25 protein-coding genes and 1 pseudogene are annotated in these 22,750 nt (G+C 64.0%); 14 read left to right on the top strand and 12 right to left on the bottom strand.

What is annotated here, in order from left to right; translation table 11 throughout:
* Positions 1-102: 102 nt before the first annotated feature.
* Positions 103-522 carry an Hg(II)-responsive transcriptional regulator gene (merR, locus tag TO66_RS17570; RefSeq protein ID WP_004574528.1) on the bottom strand — a complete coding sequence of 140 codons (420 nt, stop codon included), beginning with the start codon at positions 520-522 and terminating at the stop codon, positions 103-105.
* Between the two features lie 71 nt (positions 523-593).
* Between merR and merT the strand changes: the two genes are divergently transcribed.
* The 8 genes from merT (at position 594) to TO66_RS32670 (ending at position 4,739) form a co-directional block, all read left to right on the top strand.
* Positions 594-944, top strand: coding sequence for a mercuric ion transporter MerT (gene merT, locus TO66_RS17565; RefSeq protein WP_004574527.1), 351 nt, complete (start codon positions 594-596; stop codon positions 942-944).
* A 13-nt stretch (positions 945-957) separates the two neighbouring features.
* Positions 958-1,236, top strand: a complete 279-nt coding sequence (gene merP / locus TO66_RS17560) for a mercury resistance system periplasmic binding protein MerP (RefSeq protein WP_004574526.1) — start codon at positions 958-960, stop codon at positions 1,234-1,236.
* A 12-nt stretch (positions 1,237-1,248) separates the two neighbouring features.
* Positions 1,249-1,680, top strand: coding sequence for an organomercurial transporter MerC (merC, locus tag TO66_RS17555; protein WP_004574525.1), 432 nt, complete (start codon positions 1,249-1,251; stop codon positions 1,678-1,680).
* Positions 1,681-1,692: 12 nt separating this feature from the next.
* Positions 1,693-3,375, top strand: a complete 1,683-nt coding sequence (gene merA / locus TO66_RS17550; protein ID WP_004574524.1) for a mercury(II) reductase — start codon at positions 1,693-1,695, stop codon at positions 3,373-3,375.
* A gap of 20 nt (positions 3,376-3,395) precedes the next feature.
* Entirely contained in the window at positions 3,396-3,812 is a 417-nt protein-coding gene (locus TO66_RS17545) for a hypothetical protein (protein WP_004574523.1), read from the top strand.
* Positions 3,812-4,174, top strand: coding sequence for a mercuric resistance transcriptional repressor MerD (gene merD, locus TO66_RS17540; RefSeq protein WP_004574522.1), 363 nt, complete (start codon positions 3,812-3,814; stop codon positions 4,172-4,174). Before TO66_RS17545 ends, merD begins: the two co-directional genes overlap by 1 nt.
* Positions 4,167-4,403: a broad-spectrum mercury transporter MerE gene (gene merE / locus TO66_RS17535; protein WP_004574521.1), complete on the top strand. Its 237-nt coding sequence runs from the start codon at positions 4,167-4,169 to the stop codon at positions 4,401-4,403. Before merD ends, merE begins: the two co-directional genes overlap by 8 nt.
* A 123-nt stretch (positions 4,404-4,526) precedes the next feature.
* Entirely contained in the window at positions 4,527-4,739 is a 213-nt protein-coding gene (locus TO66_RS32670; protein ID WP_004574520.1) for a DUF3330 domain-containing protein, read from the top strand.
* 137 nt (positions 4,740-4,876) lie between these two features.
* Here TO66_RS32670 and TO66_RS17530 read toward each other — a convergent pair whose 3' ends face one another.
* Genes TO66_RS17530 through TO66_RS17520 form a run of 3 tightly spaced genes read right to left on the bottom strand, consistent with a single transcriptional unit; the run spans position 4,877 to position 8,526 of the window.
* Positions 4,877-7,873 (bottom strand): Tn3 family transposase, encoded by a 2,997-nt coding sequence (locus tag TO66_RS17530; protein WP_004574519.1) that lies wholly within the window; start codon positions 7,871-7,873, stop codon positions 4,877-4,879.
* 3 nt (positions 7,874-7,876) lie between these two features.
* Entirely contained in the window at positions 7,877-8,287 is a 411-nt protein-coding gene (locus tag TO66_RS17525; RefSeq protein ID WP_004574518.1) for a putative toxin-antitoxin system toxin component, PIN family, read from the bottom strand.
* Complete coding sequence (locus TO66_RS17520) at positions 8,287-8,526, bottom strand: ribbon-helix-helix domain-containing protein (RefSeq protein ID WP_004574517.1); 240 nt, start codon at positions 8,524-8,526, stop codon at positions 8,287-8,289. Before TO66_RS17520 ends, TO66_RS17525 begins: the two co-directional genes overlap by 1 nt.
* 201 nt (positions 8,527-8,727) lie before the next feature.
* On the opposite strand from TO66_RS17520, the gene TO66_RS17515 reads away from it, so the two are divergent.
* Positions 8,728-9,654 (top strand): recombinase family protein, encoded by a 927-nt coding sequence (locus TO66_RS17515; protein WP_004574516.1) that lies wholly within the window; start codon positions 8,728-8,730, stop codon positions 9,652-9,654.
* Positions 9,655-9,694: 40 nt separating this feature from the next.
* Here TO66_RS17515 and TO66_RS34310 read toward each other — a convergent pair.
* Positions 9,695-9,853 (bottom strand): annotated as a pseudogene (locus tag TO66_RS34310) (VOC family protein); the annotation flags it as partial.
* A 199-nt stretch (positions 9,854-10,052) separates the two neighbouring features.
* Here TO66_RS34310 and TO66_RS17505 point away from each other — a divergent pair.
* Entirely contained in the window at positions 10,053-10,583 is a 531-nt protein-coding gene (locus tag TO66_RS17505; protein ID WP_044463480.1) for a DUF4946 domain-containing protein, read from the top strand.
* Positions 10,584-10,793: 210 nt separating this feature from the next.
* Here the strand turns inward: TO66_RS17505 and TO66_RS17500 are convergent, their stop codons facing one another.
* The 3 genes from TO66_RS17500 to TO66_RS17490 all read right to left on the bottom strand — a co-directional run bounded on the left by TO66_RS17500 (position 10,794) and on the right by TO66_RS17490 (position 13,938).
* Positions 10,794-11,159 carry a histone-like nucleoid-structuring protein, MvaT/MvaU family gene (locus TO66_RS17500; protein ID WP_044463479.1) on the bottom strand — a complete coding sequence of 122 codons (366 nt, stop codon included), beginning with the start codon at positions 11,157-11,159 and terminating at the stop codon, positions 10,794-10,796.
* 244 nt (positions 11,160-11,403) lie between these two features.
* Positions 11,404-12,942, bottom strand: a complete 1,539-nt coding sequence (locus tag TO66_RS17495; protein WP_044463478.1) for an EAL domain-containing protein — start codon at positions 12,940-12,942, stop codon at positions 11,404-11,406.
* 120 nt (positions 12,943-13,062) lie between these two features.
* Entirely contained in the window at positions 13,063-13,938 is an 876-nt protein-coding gene (locus TO66_RS17490; protein ID WP_044463477.1) for a LysR family transcriptional regulator, read from the bottom strand.
* Positions 13,939-14,016: 78 nt separating this feature from the next.
* Between TO66_RS17490 and TO66_RS17485 the strand changes: the two genes are divergently transcribed.
* The 3 genes from TO66_RS17485 (at position 14,017) to hpaR (ending at position 16,873) form a co-directional block, all read left to right on the top strand.
* The gene (locus tag TO66_RS17485; protein ID WP_044463476.1) at positions 14,017-14,964 is read left to right on the top strand and encodes a DMT family transporter; all 948 of its coding nucleotides are present in this window, start codon (positions 14,017-14,019) and stop codon (positions 14,962-14,964) included.
* Positions 14,965-15,227: 263 nt separating this feature from the next.
* Positions 15,228-16,304, top strand: a complete 1,077-nt coding sequence (hppD, locus tag TO66_RS17480) for a 4-hydroxyphenylpyruvate dioxygenase (protein WP_044463475.1) — start codon at positions 15,228-15,230, stop codon at positions 16,302-16,304.
* A gap of 146 nt (positions 16,305-16,450) precedes the next feature.
* The gene (gene hpaR, locus TO66_RS17475; protein ID WP_007921772.1) at positions 16,451-16,873 is read left to right on the top strand and encodes a homoprotocatechuate degradation operon regulator HpaR; all 423 of its coding nucleotides are present in this window, start codon (positions 16,451-16,453) and stop codon (positions 16,871-16,873) included.
* Between the two features lie 125 nt (positions 16,874-16,998).
* Here the strand turns inward: hpaR and rarD are convergent, their stop codons facing one another.
* The 3 genes from rarD to TO66_RS17460 form a co-directional block, all read right to left on the bottom strand.
* The gene (rarD, locus tag TO66_RS17470) at positions 16,999-17,880 is read right to left on the bottom strand and encodes an EamA family transporter RarD (RefSeq protein ID WP_044463474.1); all 882 of its coding nucleotides are present in this window, start codon (positions 17,878-17,880) and stop codon (positions 16,999-17,001) included.
* A gap of 183 nt (positions 17,881-18,063) precedes the next feature.
* Positions 18,064-19,071, bottom strand: a complete 1,008-nt coding sequence (locus tag TO66_RS17465; protein WP_044463473.1) for an aldo/keto reductase — start codon at positions 19,069-19,071, stop codon at positions 18,064-18,066.
* A gap of 102 nt (positions 19,072-19,173) precedes the next feature.
* Complete coding sequence (locus TO66_RS17460) at positions 19,174-20,073, bottom strand: LysR family transcriptional regulator (RefSeq protein ID WP_044463472.1); 900 nt, start codon at positions 20,071-20,073, stop codon at positions 19,174-19,176.
* A 161-nt stretch (positions 20,074-20,234) separates the two neighbouring features.
* Between TO66_RS17460 and TO66_RS17455 the strand changes: the two genes are divergently transcribed.
* Positions 20,235-20,654 (top strand): hypothetical protein, encoded by a 420-nt coding sequence (locus tag TO66_RS17455; protein WP_044463471.1) that lies wholly within the window; start codon positions 20,235-20,237, stop codon positions 20,652-20,654.
* A gap of 132 nt (positions 20,655-20,786) precedes the next feature.
* On the opposite strand, the gene TO66_RS17450 is transcribed toward TO66_RS17455, so the two are convergent.
* On the bottom strand, positions 20,787-22,688 hold the full coding sequence (locus TO66_RS17450) for an acyl-CoA synthetase (protein WP_044463470.1): 1,902 nt from the start codon (positions 22,686-22,688) through the stop codon (positions 20,787-20,789).
* Between the last annotated feature and the right edge of the window lie 62 nt (positions 22,689-22,750).

Raw genomic sequence — 22,750 nt, 5'->3', positions numbered from 1 at the left:
TTGGCCATTCAGCGGCGCTCAATGAGCGCCGCTGTTTTGCCAAGCGCAAGCCGACCCCGGAGGTGCCTCACGCATCGGGAAATCCTCGGTTAACGCGCGGAGTCAGCGCAGTTCCTTTTCCCCCTGCAGCGAAACGATCAGCGGACAGGAAACCGTCCCGTGGCTCGCACAACAATCGTGAACCAGCCGCGCCAACACCGACTCGATCCGCCGCAGATCCGCGAGTTTCCCCCGCACATCCTCGAGCTTCTGCTCGGCGAGCACGCGCGCTTCGTCGCAGTGAGCGCCGTCATCCAATCGCAACAGCCCGGCCACCTCATCGAGGCTGAAGCCCAGTCGTTGCGCGGATTTGACGAATTTCACCCGGGCCACGTCCGCCTCGCCGTAGCGGCGAATGCTGCCGTAGGGCTTGTCCGGTTCGGGCAACAGCCCCTTGCGTTGATAGAACCGGATGGTTTCCACGTTGACCCCGGCCGCCTTGGCGAAGGCGCCGATGGTCAGGCTTTCCACAGTGTTTTCCATACTGCTTGACTCCGTACTTGACTACGGAAGTAACCTTAAACCATCGCTCACATGCTCGAAAGGAGAAATGCATGTCTGAACCATCAAACGGGCGCGCCCCTCTTGTCGCCGGGGGGCTTGCGGCGATTCTCGCCTCGACTTGCTGTCTTGGGCCGCTGGTTCTGATCGCACTGGGATTCAGCGGGGCCTGGATCGGCAACCTGACCGTGCTGGAACCTTACCGCCCGCTCTTCATCGGTGCGGCGTTAGTCGCGCTGTTCTTCGCCTGGCGACGCATTTTCCGCCCGGCTCAAGTCTGCAAACCGGGTGAGGTCTGCGCCGTGCCCCAGGTACGCACCACCTACAAGCTGCTGTTCGGGCTGGTAACGGCCTTGGTGCTGGTCGCGCTCGGCTTCCCCTACATCCTTCCCTTGTTCTACTGATCAGGAGTCCGCCATGAAAAAACTGCTTGCATCCTTCGCCCTCGCCACCCTAGTCGCCGCACCTGCCTGGGCGGCCACGCAGACCGTCACTCTGGCGGTGCCGGGCATGACCTGCGCCGCTTGCCCGATCACGGTGAAGAAGGCGCTGACCAAGGTCGAGGGCGTGACCAAGGCCGAGGTGAGCTATGAGAACCGCGAGGCCATCGTCACCTTCGATGATGCCAAGACCAATGTCCAGGCGCTGACTAAGGCGACCGAGGACGCCGGCTACCCGTCCAGCGTCAAGCAGTAGGCGGGCATTCCGATGGCAAACCCTTTCAATTTGTTCACGCGGATCGGTGACAAAGCCGGGTCCGTTGGCGTGCTGATTTCTGCCATAGGCTGTGCCTCGTGTTTCCCCGCCCTTGCCGGTCTGGGGGCCGCGATCGGTCTGGGCTTTCTGAGCCAGTGGGAAGGCCTGTTCATCACCACGCTGCTGCCGTTATTTGCCGGGCTGGCCCTGCTCGTCAATGCCCTCGGCGGGTTCAGTCACCGGCAGTGGCGACGCGCTGCGCCTGGCCTGATCGGCCCGGCCCTGGTGCTGATAGCGGTGTATTTGATGCTGGCTCACGGCTGGCGGAGCGGCTGGCTGCTCTATATCGGCCTGGCCCTCATGTTTGGGGTGTCCATCTGGGATCTCGTGTCGCCCGCCCACCGCCGTTGCTCCCCGACGTCCTGTCCGACTCCGCCAAAATGAAGGAATAACACTATGACCAAACTACAAATCGTCGGCATGACCTGCGCCTCCTGTGTCGAGCATGTGAAAGAGGCCTTGGAGAAGATCCCCGGCGTGCATCGGGCGGATGTTTCCTACGCCAGCGGGAAGGCCGAACTGAAGGTCGACGAGGGCGTAAGCCGTGAACAGATGCAGGCCGCCGTCGAGGCCCTGGGGTATCGAGCGGCGTTCGAAGACGCCACGGCACCTACCCGCTCAGGCCTGCTCGACAAGGCGCGGGGCTGGTTGAGCGGCAGCATTGGCGCCGGGAAAGATGGCGACAGGCTCCACGTGGCGGTCATCGGCAGCGGTGGCGCCGCCATGGCGGCCGCGCTCAAGGCGGTGGAAGGCGGTGCGCGCGTCACCCTGATCGAGCGCGGCATCATCGGCGGCACCTGCGTCAACGTTGGCTGCGTGCCCTCCAAGATCATGATTCGCGCCGCGCATGTGGCCCATCTGCGGCGCGAGAGCCCGTTCGACGCCGGACTGTCCACCACGAGCCTGACCGTCCTGCGCGAGCGGTTGCTCGCCCAGCAACAGGGTCGTGTCGACGAACTGCGCCACGCCAAGTACGAAGGCATTCTGGAGAGCACGCCGGCGATCACCCTGGTACGCGGCACCGCCCGTTTCCAGGACGGCCGCACGCTCAGCGTGGAACTGGCCGAGGGCGGCGAGCGCATCGTCGCCTTCGACCGCTGCCTGATCGCCACCGGCGCGAGCCCGGCCGTTCTACCGATTCCCGGACTCAAGGACACCCCGTACTGGACCTCGGACGAGGCGCTGGCGAGCGACACCATTCCTAAGCGGCTCGCCGTGATCGGCTCCTCGGTGGTGGCGGTGGAACTGGCGCAGGCCTTTGCCCGGCTGGGCAGCAAGGTCACGGTCCTGGCACGCAGCACGTTGTTCTTCCGCGAAGATCCGGCCATCGGTGAAGCGCTGACGGCAGCCTTCCGTATGGAGGGCATCGAAGTGCTGGAACACACGCAAGCCAGCCAGGTGTCCCACGTCGACGGCGAGTTCATCCTGAGCACCAATCATGGCGAGCTGCATGCCGACCGACTACTCGTCGCCACCGGCCGCACGCCCAACACCCAAGGCATGAATCTGCAAGGCGCCGGCGTGAAGCTGGACGAACGCGGTGCCATCCAGATCGACTCGGGCATGCGCACCAGTGCCCCGGATATCTATGCGGCCGGCGACTGTACCGACCAGCCGCAGTTCGTCTACGTGGCGGCGGCCGCAGGCACCCGTGCGGCGCTCAACATGACCGGCGGCGAGGCGAAGCTCAATCTCGACGCCATGCCGGCCGTGGTGTTCACCGATCCGCAGGTGGCCACCGTGGGCTACAGCGAAGCGGAGGCGCACCACGCCGGCATCGAGACCGACAGCCGCACCTTGACCCTGGATAACGTGCCACGCGCACTGGCCAACTTCGACACGCGGGGTTTCATCAAGCTGGTCATCGAGGAAGGTAGCGGACGGCTCATCGGCGTGCAGGCGGTGGCCCCGGAGGCGGGCGAACTGATCCAGACCGCCGCCATCGCCATCCGGGCGCGGATGACGGTGCAGGAACTGGCCGACCAGTTGTTCCCCTACCTGACGATGGTCGAGGGGCTGAAGCTCGCGGCGCAAACCTTCGCCAAGGACGTCAAGCAGCTGTCCTGCTGCGCCGGGTAATGAGCGCGCGAGGTTGAAGCATGAACGACACGGCAAGCGATCTCGGCAGTCGCGACAGCCTGCGCAAGACCTGGCAGGTAATCAGCTTATGGGGGCTGCCTGCCGTCGTGGCGACCATAGCGCTTGTTCTGGCGGATCGACGCCCTGCGTTGTTCCTGGCAGCGAGCGCCGCGCTACTCGTGATGGGCGGCGCCTGCCTGGTCAACGCCGCGCGCTGTCGCCGCCTTCACTGCTACATCACCGGGCCGTATTTCCTGATGCTCGCGCTGGGTGCGCTGCTGGCTTATGGGTTTGCCCCAAACGGCGAGTATCACTCCCGGCTGTGGTTGCTCCTGGCACTAGGGGTTACGCCATTGCTCATCTGGCTACCTGAACGCCTAGCCGGAAGGAAATATCTGAGCGCCCTAGTTTGCGGGGAAGACCGGGAGTGTCGGTGATGAATGCCTACACCATATCCAGACTGGCCGAGGACGCGGGCGTCAGCGTGCATGTGGTGCGCGACTATGTGCTGCGTGGCTTGCTGCACCCCGCGCGGCGCACGGAGAGCGGTTACGGCATTTTCGATGAGCGGTCCCTGGCGCGTCTGCGCTTCGTGCGCGCCGCCTTCGAGTCTGGTATCGGGCTCGACGAATTGGCACGGCTCTGCCGGGCGCTCGATGCGGACGATGGCGCCGACTTGATCGGCTGCGTCGAGTGCCTGCTCCGGCTAGTCACGGCACGGCAGGCGGCCTTAGCCGCAGTGGCAACCCAGCTGGCCGGGCTGACTCATTGCGCCGGCGAAGGTTCTGCCTATGCGTAACGCCGATCACGTTGAGTCAAGCAAGGTCTTCCGCTGGCGTGCTTACACCTGGGGCGTGCTCGCCGCGCTCACCTGCCCTTGCCATCTGCCGGTGCTGGCATTGCTGCTTTCGGGGACAGCGGCCGGCGCGTTCGTCAGCGAGCAGTGGAGCCTCGCGACGCTCGTGCTGGCGGTTTTCTTCATCCTCTTCCTGCGAGCGGCATTGCAGGCCTTTCGGAAGCGACCGTGACCCGCTCGGAGCACGGCGCGACCACCACTGCCGAGTTGGGCAGGGAGGCTGCAGGTCGATCGGCGCTCAGTCACGGGGGGAAAGCGTTGCTAGGTTTTCTTGGACGATGGAGGAACCCCCATCATGAACACAAACAACACCTCCACCATCAGCTGCTGCGAATGCTGCAAGGACATTCCCCTTGACGCCGCACTGACGCCGGAAGGTTCCGAGTATGTCGTGCACTTCTGTGGCCTGGAGTGCTATCAGCGTTTCATGTCGCGAGCAGATAAGAGGGCGGCATCCGAGCCTGATCACCCCTGCACACAAAAGGTCAGTACCCGTCAGGACGGCTAATTCGCGCTGCACCGGAAAAGTGGCTCTTGCTGGTCGCAGAAAGCGTGAGCCCGAGGACTCCGTCAGTCGCAATCCGTCTGAGCTGGAAGTGGCATCGAGTGCGGTGCCCGGCCGATTTCGAACCCAGGCCGTTACACCTACTGGTCGTCGTCCGGATTGCGCAGCGGCCGCAGTTCGCCGCGGGTAACCTCTTCCGGCACCGCGAAGGAGTAACGGCCCAGCATGTTGATGTGCTCGTGGATCAGTGGCGAGAGCCGCGCGACATCCTCCTCCAGCACCGGGTAGCCGTGCTGCCTGAGCCGTTCTACGGCCGCCGTCATGTAGAGGGTGTTCCACAGCACGATGATGTTCACCACCAGGCCGAGGGCGCCGAGCTGGTCCTCCTGGCCTTCGCGGTAGCGCTGGCGCAGCTCGCCGCGTTTGCCGTGGAACACGGCGCGGGCCAGGCTGTGGCGGCCTTCGCCCCGGTTCAGCTGGGTCAGGGTGGCGCGGCGCTTGGACTCGTCGTCGATGTAGGTCAGGGTGTGCAAGGTCTTCTCGATGCGACCGAACTCAGCCAGCGCCTGGGCCAGGCGGGTGGGACGATCCCCTGTTTGCAGGGTGCGCATGATGCCGGTGGCCGGCACTCGGCCGAGCTTGAGCGAGCCGGCCAGGCGTAGCAGGTCGTCCCAGTGCTCGGCGATCAGATCGAGCTTGACCGACTGCCGGGCCAGGCCGTTGAGTTTGCCGTAATCCGCCTCCGGGCGCGTGCGCCAGAAACGGGTACCGCCGACGTCGGCCAGGCGCGGGCTGAAGTGGTAGCCGAGCAGGCGGAACAGCCCAAACACCACATCGCTGTAGGCCCCGGTGTCGGTCATGATCTGCGTCGGCTGCAACTCGGTCTGCTGTTCCAGCACCACGGCCAGCAGCACCAGGCTGTCGCGCAGGGTGCCGGGCACGGTGATGGCGTTGAGGCCGGAGAACTGATCGGAAATCAAGTTGTACCAGGTGACGCCCCGGCCGGTGCCGAAATACTTCGGGTTGGGGCCAGCATGCACGGTGCGCACCGGTACCACGAAGCGCATGCCATCGGCGGAGGCGACCTCGCCGCCGCCCCAGACCTGGGCCAGCTCCAGTTGGCTCTGCGCCCCCACCAGAATGGCGTTTGCCACTGACAGCGTGTCGTCACGGATATAGTTCTGGCTGACCCAGGACAGCCGGTCGCGGCGTAGCGCCTGATTGTCGGTGCGGATCAGCGGCTCCAGGCCGGTGTTGCAGGCCCCACCCAGCAGCACCGCGCAGAGGCTGGTGACCAGGTTGTCGGCCCGCGCATTGCGCTCGGACACATGGGTGAAGGCCTCGGCGAAGCCGGTGCGAGCGGCGATTTCCAAGAGGATTTCCGGCAGATCGACACGCGGCATCAGATCAGCCACGGCTGCTCGCAGTTGCAGCAGCGAGTTCGGCTCCTCCAGCTTGTCCAGTGTGCCGAGCGAGAGCTCGGTCTTGCCCTCGGCGTTCTCGCTCAGCTGGATCGCGGGGTTGTCGGGTAGGCGGGCCGCGACCGCCTGCCAGGTCGCATCCAACTCGGCGCTCAGCGCATCCAAGGTGGTGCCGGCGTCAATGGTCAGGCCCAGCGAGCGGCAGATGATCGGCCGCGCCGCCAGCCATTCGGCACCGTCGAGCAGGCCGAGACGCGGGTCGGCATAGCGCCAACTGGGCGAGACGAACACGTCGCGCCGGCGCAGGGCCGTGCGCAGCGCATCGAGCGTGCAGAACACATAGGCGCCCATGTCGAGGGAGCCATCCTCGCGGGTAATGTGCTTCTGCCAAGCCTTGGCCACGATCTCCTGCGGCGCGTCATCCTCCGGTTTCCGGCGGGGCAGGTTCAGCTGCAACCAATCCAGGCCGGCGACCACGCCTTTGCCGGCCGGGCTGAAGCCGAAGCGGATGTGCTTGAGCAGGTCGGGCAGGAAACGGCGCACACTGCGGTAGCGCGCCTCCAGGGCGAGAAAATACACATCGTCAACCGGGCGGATCAGCGCATTGACATCTTCCAGGGCTTTCTCCAGCGAGGCCCTCGGCAGGTCGTTGAACAGCCGGGCGCGCACGTTGTCATCGCTGATTGAGCTGTCCAGCACGACCTTGCACGCGGCGGCGAGCGTCGCCGCCGAGCGATCCAGGTCTTTCAGGCTGCGCATGCGGGCTTTCTTGTCGGCCTTCTCCGCGTTGCTGAACAGGTCGCGTAACAGCGCTTCCAGGACCTCCAGGGCGTCGTCGTGCGCGGTGGCCTCCAGGCACAGGGCGAACGCCACCAGTGTCGCCATCCGCCGCGACGCCGGCAGCCGGTTGATCGCCGTGACCTTGGCGGTGTTGGCGAAGCGAGCCAGGGCCGCGATACGGCTGGGCGGGATGTGCGCCGCCGCTGGCAAGGCGATGCCGATGCCGCGCACGTCATCAAGCCGGCGCAGCGCCCGAATCAGTGCGGGGCCACTGACCATCACCGGGCCGGAGCGCAGTTGATCCAGCCGGGAACTGCGGTTGCCTTCGGCGACCAGCAGCAAGTCCTGTAGCTGCTGCCGTTGCGCCTCGCTCACACTGCGGCCAAGGGTTAGCCAGAGGCGTTCTTCGACCCGGCTGCGCAGTTGGGCGATGAACCGTTCCAGAACGGTGACGCCGGGCAGTAAAACCTTGTGCGTCAGCAACCAGGTCGTCGCCCGATTGAACAACTCGCCAGGACGATCTGTCCCTGTCCAACAGAGCGCATACAGCCAGCGGGCAAGTCGAAAGCCGACGCTGGAATCAGCAAACACCCGATAGCCGTAACGCTCCTGAATCTCGGCGGCATGACGTTGACGTTGGCGGGTTTCGGCATAGGCCAGGATACAAGTTGGATCGGTAATGCCTAACTGGCGACTGAGCGCTTGCAGCACCTCTTGGGGGACGGCTGAAAAGTCGTCGGGAAAAGTGCCCAGGTAGCGGATGCTGGTCAGTTGGGTGGCGTAGCCAAGGCGGTTGTGCTCGCCGCGCAGCGGTAGGAGGATTTTGTGGTCGTCGTCGCTCAGGTGGAAGTAGCGTTCCAGCTCCTCACGACTGGGGGCATCGACATAGCGGCCAAAACCGTCGCGTTGCTCCTGGGTCAGAAAACCGACCGGCATCGATCACAGCACCTCGGCGCAGAACACGGCGGGCGTGACAATCCGCGTGCGTTCGATGTGCCCGCGTTGCAGCAGGCCGGCGCGGCGATCACCGGTCACCAGGTAGTCCGCATCGCCTGCCAGGGCCATGGCCAGCAGAAACGAGTCATCCGGATCATCGGCTTCGACCTCGATGGTCAGACGCTCCAGTACCACAGCCCGTTGCAGGTTATTGATCATGGCTCCCACTTTGGCGGGCTGAAGGATGGCCTGGAGCTTGGGGTAGCGGCTGGCTCGGCGGATTTCATCGAGCTGCATCCGCGAGGTCACTACCTCGAAACGCGCCGCCCGCCAGGCACGGTAGATCGCATCGGGCGCGCCATGCGGCGAGATCAGTGCGCTGAACAGGATGTTGGTATCCAACACGACCCGCATCAGCGCTTACGTGCCCAGTCGAGCGCTTCGTCAACCGCTTCGGTCAGCTCTGCCTCGCTCAGATGGGCATTAGCGGCCTTGGCCTGTTCGGCCGTCAGTTCCAGGATGTGGGCCCGCACCGCCTCTTCAATGAAGCGCGACAGGTCGCCTTTCCGGCCACCGCCCTGGCTGGCCAGAAACATCCGAAGCGACTGGTCGGTGTCGGCCGAGACGGCGACATTCCAGCGAATCGTATTCATGGCGTTCCCCGCTAGTAGGTGTTTGTGTGTTTATACGCCAATCACAAAGGGCTATGCAATGGTTCAAAAAAACCTTCGTTTTGCCGAACTTTAAGTGGACAGGAATCGGCTGGTTAACCTACCTGCGCTACGGTTCAAATAACTGGTACGCTTAATCAAAGTTCAACTATTACTAACGTAGTCGAGTAAACGGTACTTTTGATGAAGATCGGTTATGCGCGGGTGAGCACTCGGGATCAGAACGCCGACCTCCAGGTCGATGCCCTGAAACAGGCCGGGTGCGAACGCATCTATCAAGACATCGCCAGCGGCGCGAAAAGCGCCCGGCCGGAGTTGGACAAGTTGCTAGCCCATGTTCGAGCGGGCGACACCGTGGTGATCTGGAAGCTGGATCGCCTCGGGCGCTCCCTCAAACACCTGGTCGAGCTGGTCGGCGAGCTGGCAGAGCGCAAGGTCGGCTTGCAGAGCCTGAATGACCCAATCGACACCACCCACGCCCAAGGTCGCTTGGTGTTCAACCTGTTTGCCTCGCTGGCCGAGTTCGAGCGCGAGCTGATCCGCGAGCGGACTCAGGCGGGTTTGTCGGCCGCGCGGGCGCGGGGCCGGATCGGTGGCCGTCCCAAGGGCCTCCCAGCCAAGGCCGAGGCCACCTCCATGGCGGCCGAGACGCTGTACCGCGAGGGCCGCCTGAGCGTCAGCGCCATCGGCGAGAAGTTACACATCTCCAAGAGCACGCTGTACAGCTACCTGCGCCATCGTGGTGTTGAGATCGGCGCACACCAGAAGAGCGCCCAGCCGCGAGGTCAGCAACGCAATGTCGCGTCGCCGGCAGAGCCCGCCGCCGAGCAGGTGGCCACCGTCACGCTGCGCCTGGCGGTGGTGAACAACAGCAAGTTCGTTCGCGGCCGGAAACGGGCCAAGGAAAATATCGAGCGCTACTGCTTGGAGCCCTACAGTATGAAACGGCTGGAGTCGGGCAACTACGAACTGGCCATTCCGTATCGGAGCGACGATGAGCTGGACAAGACCGTGCATGACTTGCTGACCGAGATCAGCCAGGAAGCCGACATGCGCAACTGCTTTATCGAAGCCGATGCCTGGGAAGAAGGCTCTGAACGGCGCTGGTAGGGCTTAAGTGCACTTTCTGTTCCATTGCTCCCCAAACCCCTTTTTCCACCAGCGAGAATCCCAGGACGCGGGTGTAGAAATCCAGGGAGCGGGTGATGTCCTTGACGCGCAGCATGGTGTGGTTGAACACGAAGCGTGCGGTGGCGGTGTCAGGCTGGGCGGTCACGCCGGGGAAAGTATCGAGTTCGTGCAGGCTCATGGGCCCTCCGGAAAAGAAGTGGGGCAAAGGATACTCGTGCTCACGAGCAGGCCCTCGGCGGCGGGGCCTCGGGCGTTGTTGCGGTCGCGCAATGATACGCAAGAGGGCGGGGCGCACCAAACACAAAGCTACGAATCTGTTGCCCGATACTCCTGCCAGCCTCAGACTTCAGGGTCCTGTCCCTTATTCGTTGATGACCATGCGCCTACCGTTGAAAACTCTGTGCCTGCTGGCTCCCTGGCTCCTGCTTCCGGCCCTGGCCTGCGCGCAGGATCCGGTGATTGCCTGGCCCAGTGGCTGGCAGATAGAAGAATTGCCTGCGGCATCGACCCAGGAGCCGGCCAAGGTGTTCAGGCAGCGGGGCGTGAAGAACGACGCGGGTGGCGCGCCACTGATGGTCATGGAGTTGACCAGGACTGAGGTGGAAAGCGGGCATCAGGTCAACCTGCAAGCGGTCCTGCTGGAAATGCGCAAGTCGGTGCAGAAGGACTTTGGTCGTGGTGGTTATCAAAGTGTGTGTACACGTATTCATGAGACAACATTGAGCCGTCTGGCGGCATTGGAAACCACTTGCACCATTACCGAGAACGGTCGCCATGTGTTGTCGCAAACATTGGTGGCGGCCGTCGATGGCGATAAGGCCTATGTATTGTCTTATGCCGGACAGGCTGCTGCTTATGCCGAAAGTCAGGAGGAAATCCGCGGCCTGCGAAGTAGCCTGAAACTTTAATGGGGCCGGTGGATCGCGCGGGCAAGTGTTGCATGAAGCCGCTGCTAAGTTATCGAAATGGCACGCGCGGCGGCAACTCAGGCGGATGTTTATTGCCGCTCAGGCAATCTGTGTGACGAGCGGGCAACAACTTGAGCAAGGATCAGACAAATACCAGGGGCTAAAAAATAAAGACCCTGCATGGGCAGGGTCTTTTATATACGGCAATTGTTAACCGCGTAGCCAGGAATCCACAGTGGCGGCGCCGTACTGTTCTTTCCAGGCCTTCAGGCCGCGATGATTACCGCCTTTGGTTTCGATCAGTTCGCCGGTATGCGGGTTCTGATAAACCTTGACCACGCGGGCACGACGGGTTTTCGGCGCGTTGGCCAGTGGCAGGGCGGACTTGCCCGGGTTTGGATCGAGAATGGCGATAATGTCGCGCAGGCTCTTGCCATAGGTCTTCATCAGGGCCTGGAGCTTTTCCTCGAACTCGATTTCCTTCTTGAGTCCGGCGTCGTTCTTCAGGGACTCCAGCTGGGCGAGCTGTTCTTGAAGGGCCTTTTCTGCTGCACGAAATTCAGCGAGTCTGGACAATATCTTTACTCCAATAGTGTATTTGGCTGATACCAACCGCAAACAAAGCTATAAGCCAAGAGCCTTAGAATGACTCGATTATAATGGCCCACCTGCGAATCTTGTACAGGCAAGAAAAATTGTAGTAGTTAATCTGGCGCAAGTAAATCACGTTGTTGTTGATGCCCGCAATTTGTCATCTTCTGATTCAAATTGGGGCATGAAACAATTTTCCAGTTCAATAATCTTCCGCAGATATGGCTATTTAATGGCGCAGCAGCGCCTGCAGGAACTCTTCGCCGGGCATCGGCCTGCCGAACAAGTAGCCCTGCAGGAAGTCGACCCCGTGGGCGGCCAGGTAATCCTGCTGTTCGAGGGTTTCCACGCCTTCGGCGACTATGCCCAGTTCGAGTTTGCCCGACAGTTCGATGATGCTGTCGAGTATGTGGCGGGACAGGGCGTCGACGCCGATCATAGCGACGAAACTCTGGTCGATCTTCAGATAATCGACATTGAACTTGCGCAAGTAAGCGAGGCTGGAATGGCCGGTGCCGAAGTCGTCGATGGCGATCATCACCCCCAACTTGTGCAGTTCTTCGAACAAGGTATGGGTGATTGCACTGGGCTCCACCAGCTCGCGCTCGGTCAGTTCCAGGACCAGCCGCACCTTGCCCGGCGGAAACAGGCCGAGAAACTCCCGGCAATCGTCGAGCAACGCCATGTCGTGACAATGGCTGGCGGTGATGTTGATGCCGATGTGAAAGTCGTCGATGAAGGTCCGGGCGTGAGGCGCCAGCAGCAGGCCGGTCTGCCGCATCAGCGAGCGGGTCATGGGCACGATCAGGCCGGAATGCTCGGCGAAGGGAATGAACAGGTCCGGGCGCACCAGGCCTTCGCGGGGGTGTTGCCAGCGCATCAGCACCTCGATGCCGGCCCACTGTTTGCTGTCGCCACGCACCACGGGCTGAAAGTATGGAATGAACTCCGCGGCTTCCAGGGCGCGTTGCAGTTCGCGGCTGGGGGACGACGAGCGCTTTTGCAGCCAATGGCCCAGGACCGCCGCCAGCGCCCCGAAGAAGATCAGCAGGCTGAACAGGGCAGGGTACTGCGACTTCATGTAGCGCCAGACATCGCCTTCGGCGAACCCTGCGTTGACGCTGTAGGGATAACGCGAGGAAGCCATCCGGTAAGGGGCGACCGCAGGGGGAGGGGCGACGGATTCATGCACCTGGCCATCATCGGCCAGCCAATAGGGCCCCACTTGCAGTTGCAACTCGGCAAAGCGGCTGATCAGGCGCAAGGCATTGCTCAGGTGATACCCGTCGATGGTCGCCAGGGCGGCACGCTCGCCGTCCTGCAGGCGATAGACCAGCAACGCGGTGTTGGGGGTGACCGGGTTGCCATTCATCAGCCACAGCTTACCGTCGACATAGTCGGCCGGGTCGAGCACGAACGAGGACTGGCCGAGCAGCGAGCTGCAATAGTTGTCGTTGCGCCATACCAGGTTGGTCGAACGCACAAAGGGGCGGCGCGTGACCTGTTCGCGCAGCGCCAGTTGCCTGCTCTCGTCGCAGGGTTGCCCGACCTGGGCCAGCAGCGCCCGGGCGGCGATATCGGTGTTGTCGAGCATCAGGTCGAACTGGCGGATCGCTTCCTCGGCGGTTTCCTGGCTGCTGCGCATTAGCACGCGCTCGGCCTGCATATAAAGGATCAGCACGCCCAGGGCCACCGGCAGCAAACCGATCAGCAGCGTCAGCAGGTTGCGGGTGGAGCGTTTCAACGGGCCTTTGGCAGTCAATGGCATGGAGGGGCAACCTGTGGCGGGCGGGGGGACGGAGCGTTTTGCGAAGCCGCTGGCCGGTGCGGGAGCGGGCCGGGCGACGCCAGGATCATGGGCAGGATAGCCGTTGCCCCCGGGTTGCGCTCAGCCACCGCGGTACAGGCTCCGGGCCAGCTCGATAAAGGCCAGGGTCGCCGGCGACGACTGCCGCCGGTCCAGTACGGCCAGGCCCACCTGGCGGCGCGCTGCAGGCGCAAGCGCCTTGACCCGGTAACGCGGGTCGCCGGGCTCGGGCAGCGACAACTGGGCCACCAGGGTCAGCCCATCGCCGCGGGCCACGCTCTCCAGGGTGCTGAGCAGTTGCGAACTGCGGTAGCGGATGTTGGGGCTCAGCCTGGCGGCGAGGAACAGGCGGGAAACCAGCTCGGCGGAGCCTGCTTCAGTGAGGATGAACGGGTCGTTGCACAGCTCGGCGAGGCTCACCGAGTCCTGGTCGGCCAGGGCGTGCTGGCTGGGAACCAGCGCCACCATCTGGTCTTCCACCAGGGCGATACAGTCGAAGCGTTCCTGGGGCAGCACCACGAAACCAATGTCGATGCGCCGTTCCTCCAGCCATTGCAACACTTGCCGGTCGGGCCCCTCGTCGATGTGCACCTCGATCCCGGGATGGGCCTGGCGAAAGCGCTGGAGGATCGCCGGCAGCAGCTTCATCGACGAGGTCGGGCCAAACGAGCCGATACGCAAGGTGCCACGTTTCATGCCGCGTGCGTCGGCGGCTTCCTGCTCCATGGTGGCGGCCAGGCCGAGGATCGCCCGGGCCCGCAGCAACAATTGCTGGCCGATATCGGTGAGCTCCACCAGCGACTGATGACGCCGGATCAACTCCACACCCAGCTCCTGCTCCAGGCCCTTGAGCGCGTGGGACACCGCGGACTGGCTGATGCCCAGGCGGCTGGCGGCGCTGGTGAAGCCGCGCAACTCGGCCACCAGGGAAAAGATCTGCAGTTGGCTCAAGGTCATGAGTAAAAGCTCATTTTACGATGATCGGACATTAGCCGAAGAATACCCGAACATTCCTCTAGCCGTGTGTCGGACCTTATGAAAACCGTCGATCAAATCTGTGCCGGGCCGTCTGCTGTGCCGGTGTATTGCAAGCTGGCCGCGGTCACCATGATCTGGGGCGGCACCTTCGTCGCCGGGCGCCTGCTGGCGGGCAGCCTGGCGCCATTGCTGGCCGCCAGCCTGCGCTTTCTCCTGGCCAGCCTGGCCTTGCTGCTGTTCATGGCGATCGCGCGGATCGCCCCGGTACGCCCCAGCCTGGCGCAGCTTGCGCAACTGAGCGTGCTGGGTTTTTTCGGGATCTTTTTTTACAACCTGTGTTTCTTCGAAGGGCTGCAGTCGATCAATGCGTCCCGGGCCTCGCTGATTGTCGCCCTGAACCCGGCGGTCATCGCCCTGGCGTCCTGGGCGCTGTTCAAGGAGCGCCTGGGGGGCGTCCGCCTGTTGGGCATCGTCCTGTGCCTGCTGGGCGCGGCGGTGGTGATTCTCAGCCGCGATCCGGGGGCCCTGGCGAGCGGCGCCGGTGGCTGGCGCGGCGACGTGCTGATTTTCGGCTGTGTGCTGGGCTGGGGCGTCTATTCGTTGTTTTCGCGGAATCTGAACCGCACGCTGGGTTCCTTGCAGACCGTGACCTATTCGATCCTGCTGGGCACCGCCATGCTCTGGGGCGCCACCGCGCTGCGCGGCGAGCTACGCCTCGAGGCCTTGAGCGGCCTGGGCCTGGAGCAGGGCCTGAGCCTGCTGTATCTCGGCGTGTTGGGCTCGGCCCTGGCCTATATCTGGTATTACGACGGCCTGCGCCAGATCGGCGCCACCCGCTCGGGGGTGTTTATCGCGCTCAATCCGCTGACTGCGGTGCTGCTCGGTGCGCTGCTGCTGGACGAGCGCCTGAGCCTGGCCATGGGCCTGGGCGGCGTGCTGATCCTCTGGGGCATCTACCAGTGCAACAAACCCCTTGCGAGCCCTGGAAAAAAGCGGATTTTATAGAGAATGCGGACAAACAGTTTTACGCTGTGTAGAATCTGGTTACGCATACAATAATAAAGTCTTCTGGCAGCAGAAGCCTCGCCCTCCAGCCGGTAAGACAGGGTCGACATGAAGATTCTCGGGTTCAAACTGATTTATGGTGATTTCCTCGCGCGCAGCGTGCGGGGTATTTCCTGTGCGCCACCGGCTCTCATCAGCCCCAGCAACTGACGATTTCGTCAACTCCAGCTGTTCACTCTAAAAAATATGATGAGGCGCCAACCATGGCAGATATCTTCGAAAACCCGATGGGCCTGATGGGCTTTGAATTCATCGAATTCGCATCGCCCACCCCCAATACCCTCGAGCCGATCTTCGAGATCATGGGTTTCACCAAAGTCGCGACCCACCGCTCCAAGGACGTGCATCTGTATCGTCAGGGCGCGATCAACCTGATCCTCAACAACGAACCCAACAGCATCGCCTCGTACTTCGCGGCCGAGCACGGCCCGTCGGTGTGCGGCATGGCGTTCCGCGTCAAGGATTCGCAAAAGGCCTACAAGCGTGCCCTGGAACTCGGCGCCCAGCCGATCCATATCGAAACCGGCCCGATGGAGCTGCACCTGCCGGCAATCAAGGGCATCGGCGGCGCGCCGCTGTACCTGATCGACCGTTTCGGCGAGGGCAGCTCGATCTATGACATCGACTTCGTCTACCTCGAAGGCGTGGACCGCCACCCGCAGGGTGCTGGCCTGAAGATCATCGACCACCTGACCCACAACGTGTACCGCGGGCGCATGGCCTATTGGGCCGGCTTCTACGAGAAGCTGTTCAACTTCCGCGAGATCCGCTACTTCGACATCAAGGGCGAATACACCGGCCTGACCTCCAAGGCCATGACCGCTCCCGACGGCATGATCCGCATCCCGCTGAACGAAGAGTCGTCCAAGGGCGCGGGGCAGATCGAAGAGTTCCTGATGCAGTTCAACGGCGAGGGCATCCAGCACGTGGCCTTCCTCACCGACGACCTGGTCAAGACCTGGGATGCGCTGAAGAAGATCGGCATGCGCTTCATGACCGCGCCGCCGGACACCTACTATGAAATGCTCGAAGGCCGCCTGCCGAACCACGGCGAGCCGGTGAAGGAGCTGCAATCGCGCGGCATCCTGCTGGACGGCTCCTCGGAGCAGGGCGACAAGCGCCTGCTGCTGCAGATCTTCTCGGAAACCCTGATGGGCCCGGTGTTCTTCGAATTCATCCAGCGTAAAGGCGACGATGGTTTCGGCGAGGGCAACTTCAAGGCACTGTTCGAATCGATCGAACGCGACCAAGTCCGTCGCGGCGTGCTCACCACCGAGTAAGCCGCAGCCTGCCTGACGCACCAGCCCGGTCGGGGTCGCCCTCGACCGGGCTTTGTTTTGCCTGTCGGTTGGCGATAGTGAATGTGTTAATGTTTGTTTCTCGCGGCGCCCGGCGGCGCCATCCAGCCCGGTGAACGACCCTGCACATGACCAACCCAAGACCTTCCCTGACATTGACCCTGCTTCAGGCCCGCGAAGCGGCCATGGCGTTTTTCCGCCCGTCCCTCAACCAGCACGACCTGACCGAGCAGCAATGGCGGGTGATCCGCATCCTGCGCCAGAACGGCGAACTGGAAAGCCACCAGTTGGCGAAAATGGCCTGCATCCTGCCGCCGAGCATGACCGGGGTGCTGACCCGCCTTGAGCGGGACGAGTACGTCAGCCGGCGCAAATCCCCCGAGGACCAGCGCCGCCTGTTCATCACCCTGACCGAAAAGGGCGAGGCCTGTTTCGAATCCATGAGCGGCGACATGGAAATCAACTACCAGCGTATCCAGCAGCAGTTCGGCGAGGAGAAGATGCAGGCCTTGCTGGCGCTGCTCAACGAGCTGAAGCAAATCAAGCCCTGAGCCTTCTATCCCATCCTCTCCTCTGTAGGAGCGAGGCTTGCCCGCGATAAATGGACGCGTATCACCTGCTGCACCGCGTCGTCTCTATCGCGGGCAAGCCTCGCTCCTACGAAAGGCGGTTGCGCTCAGCTTCTGCGCTGGCGCAGCAGGTGCTTGAACCCTTCGTAGACCAGCACCAGCACCGCCAGCCAGATCGGCAGGTAGGTCAGCCATTCTCCGGCCTGGATGCTTTCGCCCAGCAGCAGGGCCACGGCCAACAGCAGCACCGGTTCGACATAGCTCAACAAGCCGAACAGGCTGAAGGGCAGCAGGCGGCTGGCGATGATATAGGCCACCAGTGCCGAGGCACTGATCAGGCCCAGCAGGGGAATCAGCAGGTACAGCCACGGATGCTGGTCGACCACGGCAAAACCCTGGTCGCCGCTTTGCACGAACCACAGCGCGATCGGCAGCAGCAGGGCCATGTCGAGCCACAGGCCGCCCAGGTTGTCGGCGGCCAGGCGCTTGCGCAGCACGAAATAGACCGGGTAACCGATGGCCACCAGCAAGGTCGCCCAGGAAAAACTGCCCATCTGGTACAGCTCGTTGAGCACCCCCAGGGTCGCCAGGGCGGTGGCGATCTTCTGCAGGCGCGACAGCTGTTCGCCATAGACCAGGCGCCCGGTCAGGACCATGGTCAGCGGCAACAGGAAATAACCCAGCGACACATCCAGGCTGTAGCCGTTCAAGGGCGCCCACATGAACAGCCACAACTGCACCCCCAGCAACGCCGCGGACAGCGGCAGGGCCAGCAGCAGAAGCGGCTGGCCCAGCAACCGCGCCAGAATGCGGCCGACATGCCGCCACTCGCCGCTCACCAGCATGAACACGGTCATGCAGGGGGCGGTGAGCAGCATGCGCCAGCCGAAGATTTCCACCCCGGTCAGCGGTGCGAGCAAGGAGGTGTAGAAGTACATGACGGCAAACAGCACCGACGCCAGAACCGATAGAGCAATACCTTTAGACACGCTGTCCTCGTGCGACCTGAACCAGGCAAATGGGGTGGGGAGAAAACTGCGGGGAATATAGAGGGTTTGGCGCGAGACGTTTACTCGGATTTGGCGTCGGTTACGGGAAAATATCCTGTTTGCCAGCGTTGAGGGCGGCTATAGCCGTGGGCGGCCCGTGGAAGGGGGCCGCCATCGGCGGAGTCAGCGCGGCGTGCGGCCGGAGACGAAGTGGCTGACATCGTTGAAGCCCGGGGTCGAGGCGTGTCCCGGGGTGACCAGCGAATCGACGAAGGCCTCGTCCTCGGCGGTGATCTTCACGTCCAGCGCCTTGGTGTAGGCATCCCATTGCTCTTCGGTGCGCGGGCCGACAATGGCCGAGCTGACGGCGGCATTGTTCAGTACCCAGGCGATGGCGAACTCGACGATGCCGACCCCGCGCTGCTGGGTGTACTGCTGGATCTGCTGGGCGATGCGCAACGACTCGACCCGCCATTCGGTTTCCAGGATGCGCTTGTCCTGGCGCCCGGCGCGGCTGCTGCTGTCGGGGGCGACATCCGGCGCGTACTTGCCGCTGAGCACGCCGCGGGCCAGCGGGCTGTAGGGCACCACGCCCAGCCCGTAGGCCCGGGCCGCGGTGATCTGCTCGGTCTCGGCCTGGCGGTTGACGATGTTGTACAGCGGCTGGCTGATCACCGGCCGGTCGACGCCGAGCCGCTCGGCAACGCGGATCACCTCGGCGATGCGCCAACCACGGTAGTTGGACAGGCCCCAGTAGCGGATCTTGCCCTGGCGCAGCAGGTCGCCGATGGCCGAGACCGTGACCTCCAGCGGGGTGTTGTGGTCTTCGCGGTGCAGGTAGTAGATGTCGACATAGTCGGTGCCCAGGCGGTCCAGGCTGGCGTCGATGGCATTGAACAGGTGCTTGCGGCTCAGGCCGCTGCGGTTGGGCACGCCGTCGGCGGGGCCGAAGCCGGCCTTGGTCGCCAGCACCCAATGGTCGCGGCGGCTGGCGATGGCTTCGCCGACGATCTCTTCGGAGCGGCCGCCGGTATAGACGTCGGCGGTGTCGATGAAATTGACGCCCTGGTCCCAGGCCTTGTCGATGATGCGCAGGGAATCCTCGGTACTGGTCTGTTCGCCGAACATCATGGTGCCGAGGGTCAGGGAGGACACGTGCAGCCCGGAATGGCCGAGGATGCGATAGCTCATGTACGAAATCCTTGTGCGTGAGATGAGGCCGGCGCGACAGCGGTGGCCGGCCGGGCGGGGAGGCCCATCAAATACCAGATCGGGCACGGGGAGCAATCTGAATTATCCGGTCAGTTGCTGGCAGCGCTCCTGCAGAAAGCGTTGCAGCGCCTTCACTCGCTCCGAGACTTGCAGGCGGTGCGGGCACAGCAGGTTGAGCGGTGCGCTTTCACCCCGCCAGTCGTCGAACAGGGGCACCAGGCGCCCGGCCTGGAGGTCGCCGGCGACGTCGAGCCAGGCCTTGTAGACGATGCCGTGGCCCGCCAGGGCCCAGCGCCGCGCCACTTCGCCATCGTCGCTGAGGTAGTCGCCGCGCACCGGGACCTCCAGCGTCTCGCCATCGCGGCTGAAGTGCCAGTTGTTGTAGGGCCGGCCATGGCGCAGGTAGATCAGCGCGCTGTGCTGGCTCAGTTCGGCGGGTGTCCGTGGGGTGCCGTGGCGCGCCAGGTAATCGGGGCTGGCGCAGGCCAGGCGGTGATGCCGGGGCAGGATCGGCAGGGCCACCAGGCTGGAGTCGCCGGGCACGCCGAAGCGCAGGGCGATGTCCACGGTCTCGCGGAACAGGTCGCTGTGGCGGTCGTTGAGCAAGAGTTGCAGGCGGATATGCGGGTGTTCGCGCTTGAAATCGTCCAGCCACGGTAACAGCAGGTTGCGCCCGAAATCCGACGGCGCCGCCAGTTGCAGCACACCACTGAGGCCCTGGCTCTGCTGCTTCAGGGCCTGCTCGCCTTCCGCGAGGGCGGCCAGTGCCACGCGCACGTTGTCCAGGTAGCGCCGGCCTTCCTCGGTGAGGCGCATGCTGCGGGTCGAACGCGCCAGCAGGCGCATGCCCAGGCGGGTTTCCAGGCGCTTGAGGGCGATGCTGGCGGCGGCCGGGGTCAGTTCCAGGCTGCGGGCGGCGGCGGAAATGCTCCCGGAGTCGGCGGTGCGGACGAAGACCTCAAGGTCGAGAATCGAGCTCATTGCTAAAATTCCTTTAAAGATCTTTGCGTTTTACCGGGATTTTTCCTCGATTATCAAGCTGGGAATATGCAGTCGTATCCATCTCACTGGAGTGACGTGATGAAAGCATCGAGGATTTTCTTCTCGGCTGGGACCGCCTGGGCGAGTGGCGGAGGTGTGTCATGACCTGGCATTTCGATCATCTGGCGTTCAACACCGCCGAAGGCGATGCCTTGCAGCGGGCGTTCCAGGCCTTGCTCGGGCTGGAGGCCGGCCGGCGGCCGCCGTTTCCCTTTCCCGGGCGCTGGTTGTACCAGGACACCCAGGCCCTGGTGCACGTCATCGAACAACCGAGGTCCGGCGAGACCACGCTCGGCCACATTGCCTTCAGGACCGCGGAGGATGCCGCCCAGGTGTTGCAGCGGGTCCGTGCCAGCGGCCTGCCGCACCAGGTGGCACGGGTGCCGCAGGACGGTATCTGGCAGATCTTCGTGCGGATCCCCGGTGGCCTGGTGCTGGAACTGGATGCGCCGGCGGACGCCGAGCTGGAGGCGGGATATGGCTATGAGGCGGGTAGCGGCGCGCCTGACGTGAAAACGTAGCCGCGCCTGATTGAGCACATAGCCGCGCCTGACTGAAAACATGCCCGCGCCTGACTGAAAATGGCCGCGCCGCACCGATGAAACCGGCGGCAGCGGCCACAGGCGACCCCGCTGGCCGGGGCCGCCGGCGCTTCAGGCCGGATGCAACTGGTAGCGCACTGCGTAGCCGCCCAGGCGCTGCTCCAGGGCGGCGCGGCGGGACGCGTCCAGGCCGGGCACATGGATGTCCACCCGGTGTCCATGGCGCTCGTCGCTGAGCGCTTCGACGCGGATACCGTCGGCCACCTGCCGGACCTCTTCCTCGAACACCCGGCGAATGGCATCCAGGCGCAAGGCCGGCTTGAAGGTCTTGCCCACGGCGGTCAGCGGCAGCTGTTCGAGCAGCCAGATGTCCTTGGGCAGCGCCGCACGTTCGTGGATATGGCGCGTGGCATGTTCCAGCAACTCGGCCGCATCGGCGCTGGCGCCGGCCTTGAGCTGGACGTATGCCACCGGTAGCTCGCCGGCCTTGAGGTCCGGCTTGCCCACCGCTGCGGCCATGGCCACGGCCGGATGGCGATGCAGGGCTTCCTCGATCATCTGCGGGTCGATGTTGTGGCCGCCGCGGATGATCAGGTCCTTGCTGCGCCCGGTCAGCCAGATGTAGCCGTCACGGTCGATGCGCCCCAGGTCGCCGGTGTTGAACCAGTCGCCGTCCAGCCACAGGCCCTGGTTCTTGTCGGCCTGCAAATAGCCCTTGAACACCGTCGGGCCGCGCAGGCAGACATTGCCGGGCTCGTCGGTGGCGGCCTCGCGCAGGTACTGGCCGTCGTCGTCGAGCACGGCGATCCGCACCTCGCAGTACGGCAGGCGCAGGCCGATGGAGCCGGGGCGACGCTCGCCCTCCTGCGGGTTGCAACTGGTGGCGCAGGTGCCTTCGGTAAGGCCATAACCTTCGATGATTTTCAGCCCCGAGCGGGCCTCGAACTGGCGGATCAGCTCCACCGGCATCGGCGCTGCGCCGCACACGGCGAAGCGCAGGCTGGAGACGTCGATGCCGTCGTTGGGCACTTGCAGCAGCGCCGCGTAGATGGTCGGCACGCCGCTGAAGCAACTGACGCGATAGCGTTCCACGATCTGCCAGAACTCCTTGATCAGCGTCGGGTTGCGATAACCCTGGGCCCCGGCCAGCAGCACCCGGGCGCCGCGGTGGAAGGCGGCCAGGCCGGTCAGTATCACGCCGTTGACGTGGAACAGCGGCAGCCCGCAGAGCAGTACGTCGTGGCTGTCGTAGTCGCCATGCAGGCCGATGATCTCGGCCATCGCCACTTCATTGAGGTGGCTGTGGGGCGCCAGTTTCGGCGTGCCGGTGGTGCCGCCGGTGTGGAAGTACGAGGCGATGTCGTCCGGTGCTATCACCCGGCCGCTTTCCAGGTGGTCGGCGGGGCAGGCGGCGAGCAGGCTGTCGAAGTCCAGCACGTCTTCCGGCAGGGCCGGGCGCTGGCTCCGCAGCGCACTGCGTTGCGGCTCGGGCAGCAGGTTGGCCAGGTCGATGGTGACGATGGCTTCCAGCTCCGGCAGGCGCTCGCGCAGGTGGGCGACCTTCTGCCAGAGGTCGGTGCCGGGGAAGGGCGCCAGGGTCACCAGCACCGTGGTGCCCGAGGCGCGGACCAGCTCGGCGATGTGCTCGGGTTCCAGCAGCGGGTTGATCGCGTTGACGATGCCCGCGGCTTCGCCACCCCAGATCACGTAATGGGTCTGCGGCAGGTTGGGCAGCAGGAACGACACCGCCTTGCCCGGGCGGATGCCCAGCCGGTGCAGGGCGTTGGCCGTGCGGGTGACCTGGGCGAACAGCTCGGCATAGCTGATGTTCCAGGGCTGGTCCTGGAGGCTGCCCTGGGCCAGGAAGGTCAGGGCGGTGCGCTCGCCGAAGCGGCTGGCCGCCCGCTGCAGCAGCTCGTAGGTGCTGGCGGGCAGGTTGCGCGAGGCCAGGGGCTGTTGTCGTTCCAGGGCCTGGATGTCGCTCAGGCGGGTGAGGGAAAGGGGCGCGGTCATGATCGTATGGGGCTTCCGTCGGTGAGGTCTGCGAGGGAGTCGTCAATCGATCCAGCCCATGC

It is taken from the genome of Pseudomonas sp. MRSN 12121 (assembly GCF_000931465.1).
Lineage (GTDB): Bacteria > Pseudomonadota > Gammaproteobacteria > Pseudomonadales > Pseudomonadaceae > Aquipseudomonas.
This window is presented reverse-complemented; position numbering and strand designations above follow the sequence as displayed.

Bases quoted from the DNA above. Each gene is read 5' to 3' on its own strand.
- merR (WP_004574528.1), bottom strand. From the start codon at position 522: ATGGAAAACACTGTGGAAAGCCTGACCATCGGCGCCTTCGCCAAGGCG.
- merT (WP_004574527.1), top strand. From the start codon at position 594: ATGTCTGAACCATCAAACGGGCGCGCCCCTCTTGTCGCCGGGGGGCTT.
- merP (WP_004574526.1), top strand. From the start codon at position 958: ATGAAAAAACTGCTTGCATCCTTCGCCCTCGCCACCCTAGTCGCCGCA.
- merC (WP_004574525.1), top strand. From the start codon at position 1,249: ATGGCAAACCCTTTCAATTTGTTCACGCGGATCGGTGACAAAGCCGGG.
- merA (WP_004574524.1), top strand. From the start codon at position 1,693: ATGACCAAACTACAAATCGTCGGCATGACCTGCGCCTCCTGTGTCGAG.
- TO66_RS17545 (WP_004574523.1), top strand. From the start codon at position 3,396: ATGAACGACACGGCAAGCGATCTCGGCAGTCGCGACAGCCTGCGCAAG.
- merD (WP_004574522.1), top strand. From the start codon at position 3,812: ATGAATGCCTACACCATATCCAGACTGGCCGAGGACGCGGGCGTCAGC.
- merE (WP_004574521.1), top strand. From the start codon at position 4,167: ATGCGTAACGCCGATCACGTTGAGTCAAGCAAGGTCTTCCGCTGGCGT.
- TO66_RS32670 (WP_004574520.1), top strand. From the start codon at position 4,527: ATGAACACAAACAACACCTCCACCATCAGCTGCTGCGAATGCTGCAAG.
- TO66_RS17530 (WP_004574519.1), bottom strand. From the start codon at position 7,873: ATGCCGGTCGGTTTTCTGACCCAGGAGCAACGCGACGGTTTTGGCCGC.
- TO66_RS17525 (WP_004574518.1), bottom strand. From the start codon at position 8,287: ATGCGGGTCGTGTTGGATACCAACATCCTGTTCAGCGCACTGATCTCG.
- TO66_RS17520 (WP_004574517.1), bottom strand. From the start codon at position 8,526: ATGAATACGATTCGCTGGAATGTCGCCGTCTCGGCCGACACCGACCAG.
- TO66_RS17515 (WP_004574516.1), top strand. From the start codon at position 8,728: ATGAAGATCGGTTATGCGCGGGTGAGCACTCGGGATCAGAACGCCGAC.
- TO66_RS17505 (WP_044463480.1), top strand. From the start codon at position 10,053: ATGCGCCTACCGTTGAAAACTCTGTGCCTGCTGGCTCCCTGGCTCCTG.
- TO66_RS17495 (WP_044463478.1), bottom strand. From the start codon at position 12,942: ATGCCATTGACTGCCAAAGGCCCGTTGAAACGCTCCACCCGCAACCTG.
- TO66_RS17490 (WP_044463477.1), bottom strand. From the start codon at position 13,938: ATGACCTTGAGCCAACTGCAGATCTTTTCCCTGGTGGCCGAGTTGCGC.
- TO66_RS17485 (WP_044463476.1), top strand. From the start codon at position 14,017: ATGAAAACCGTCGATCAAATCTGTGCCGGGCCGTCTGCTGTGCCGGTG.
- hppD (WP_044463475.1), top strand. From the start codon at position 15,228: ATGGCAGATATCTTCGAAAACCCGATGGGCCTGATGGGCTTTGAATTC.
- hpaR (WP_007921772.1), top strand. From the start codon at position 16,451: ATGACCAACCCAAGACCTTCCCTGACATTGACCCTGCTTCAGGCCCGC.
- TO66_RS17465 (WP_044463473.1), bottom strand. From the start codon at position 19,071: ATGAGCTATCGCATCCTCGGCCATTCCGGGCTGCACGTGTCCTCCCTG.
- TO66_RS17460 (WP_044463472.1), bottom strand. From the start codon at position 20,073: ATGAGCTCGATTCTCGACCTTGAGGTCTTCGTCCGCACCGCCGACTCC.
- TO66_RS17455 (WP_044463471.1), top strand. From the start codon at position 20,235: ATGACCTGGCATTTCGATCATCTGGCGTTCAACACCGCCGAAGGCGAT.
- TO66_RS17450 (WP_044463470.1), bottom strand. From the start codon at position 22,688: ATGACCGCGCCCCTTTCCCTCACCCGCCTGAGCGACATCCAGGCCCTG.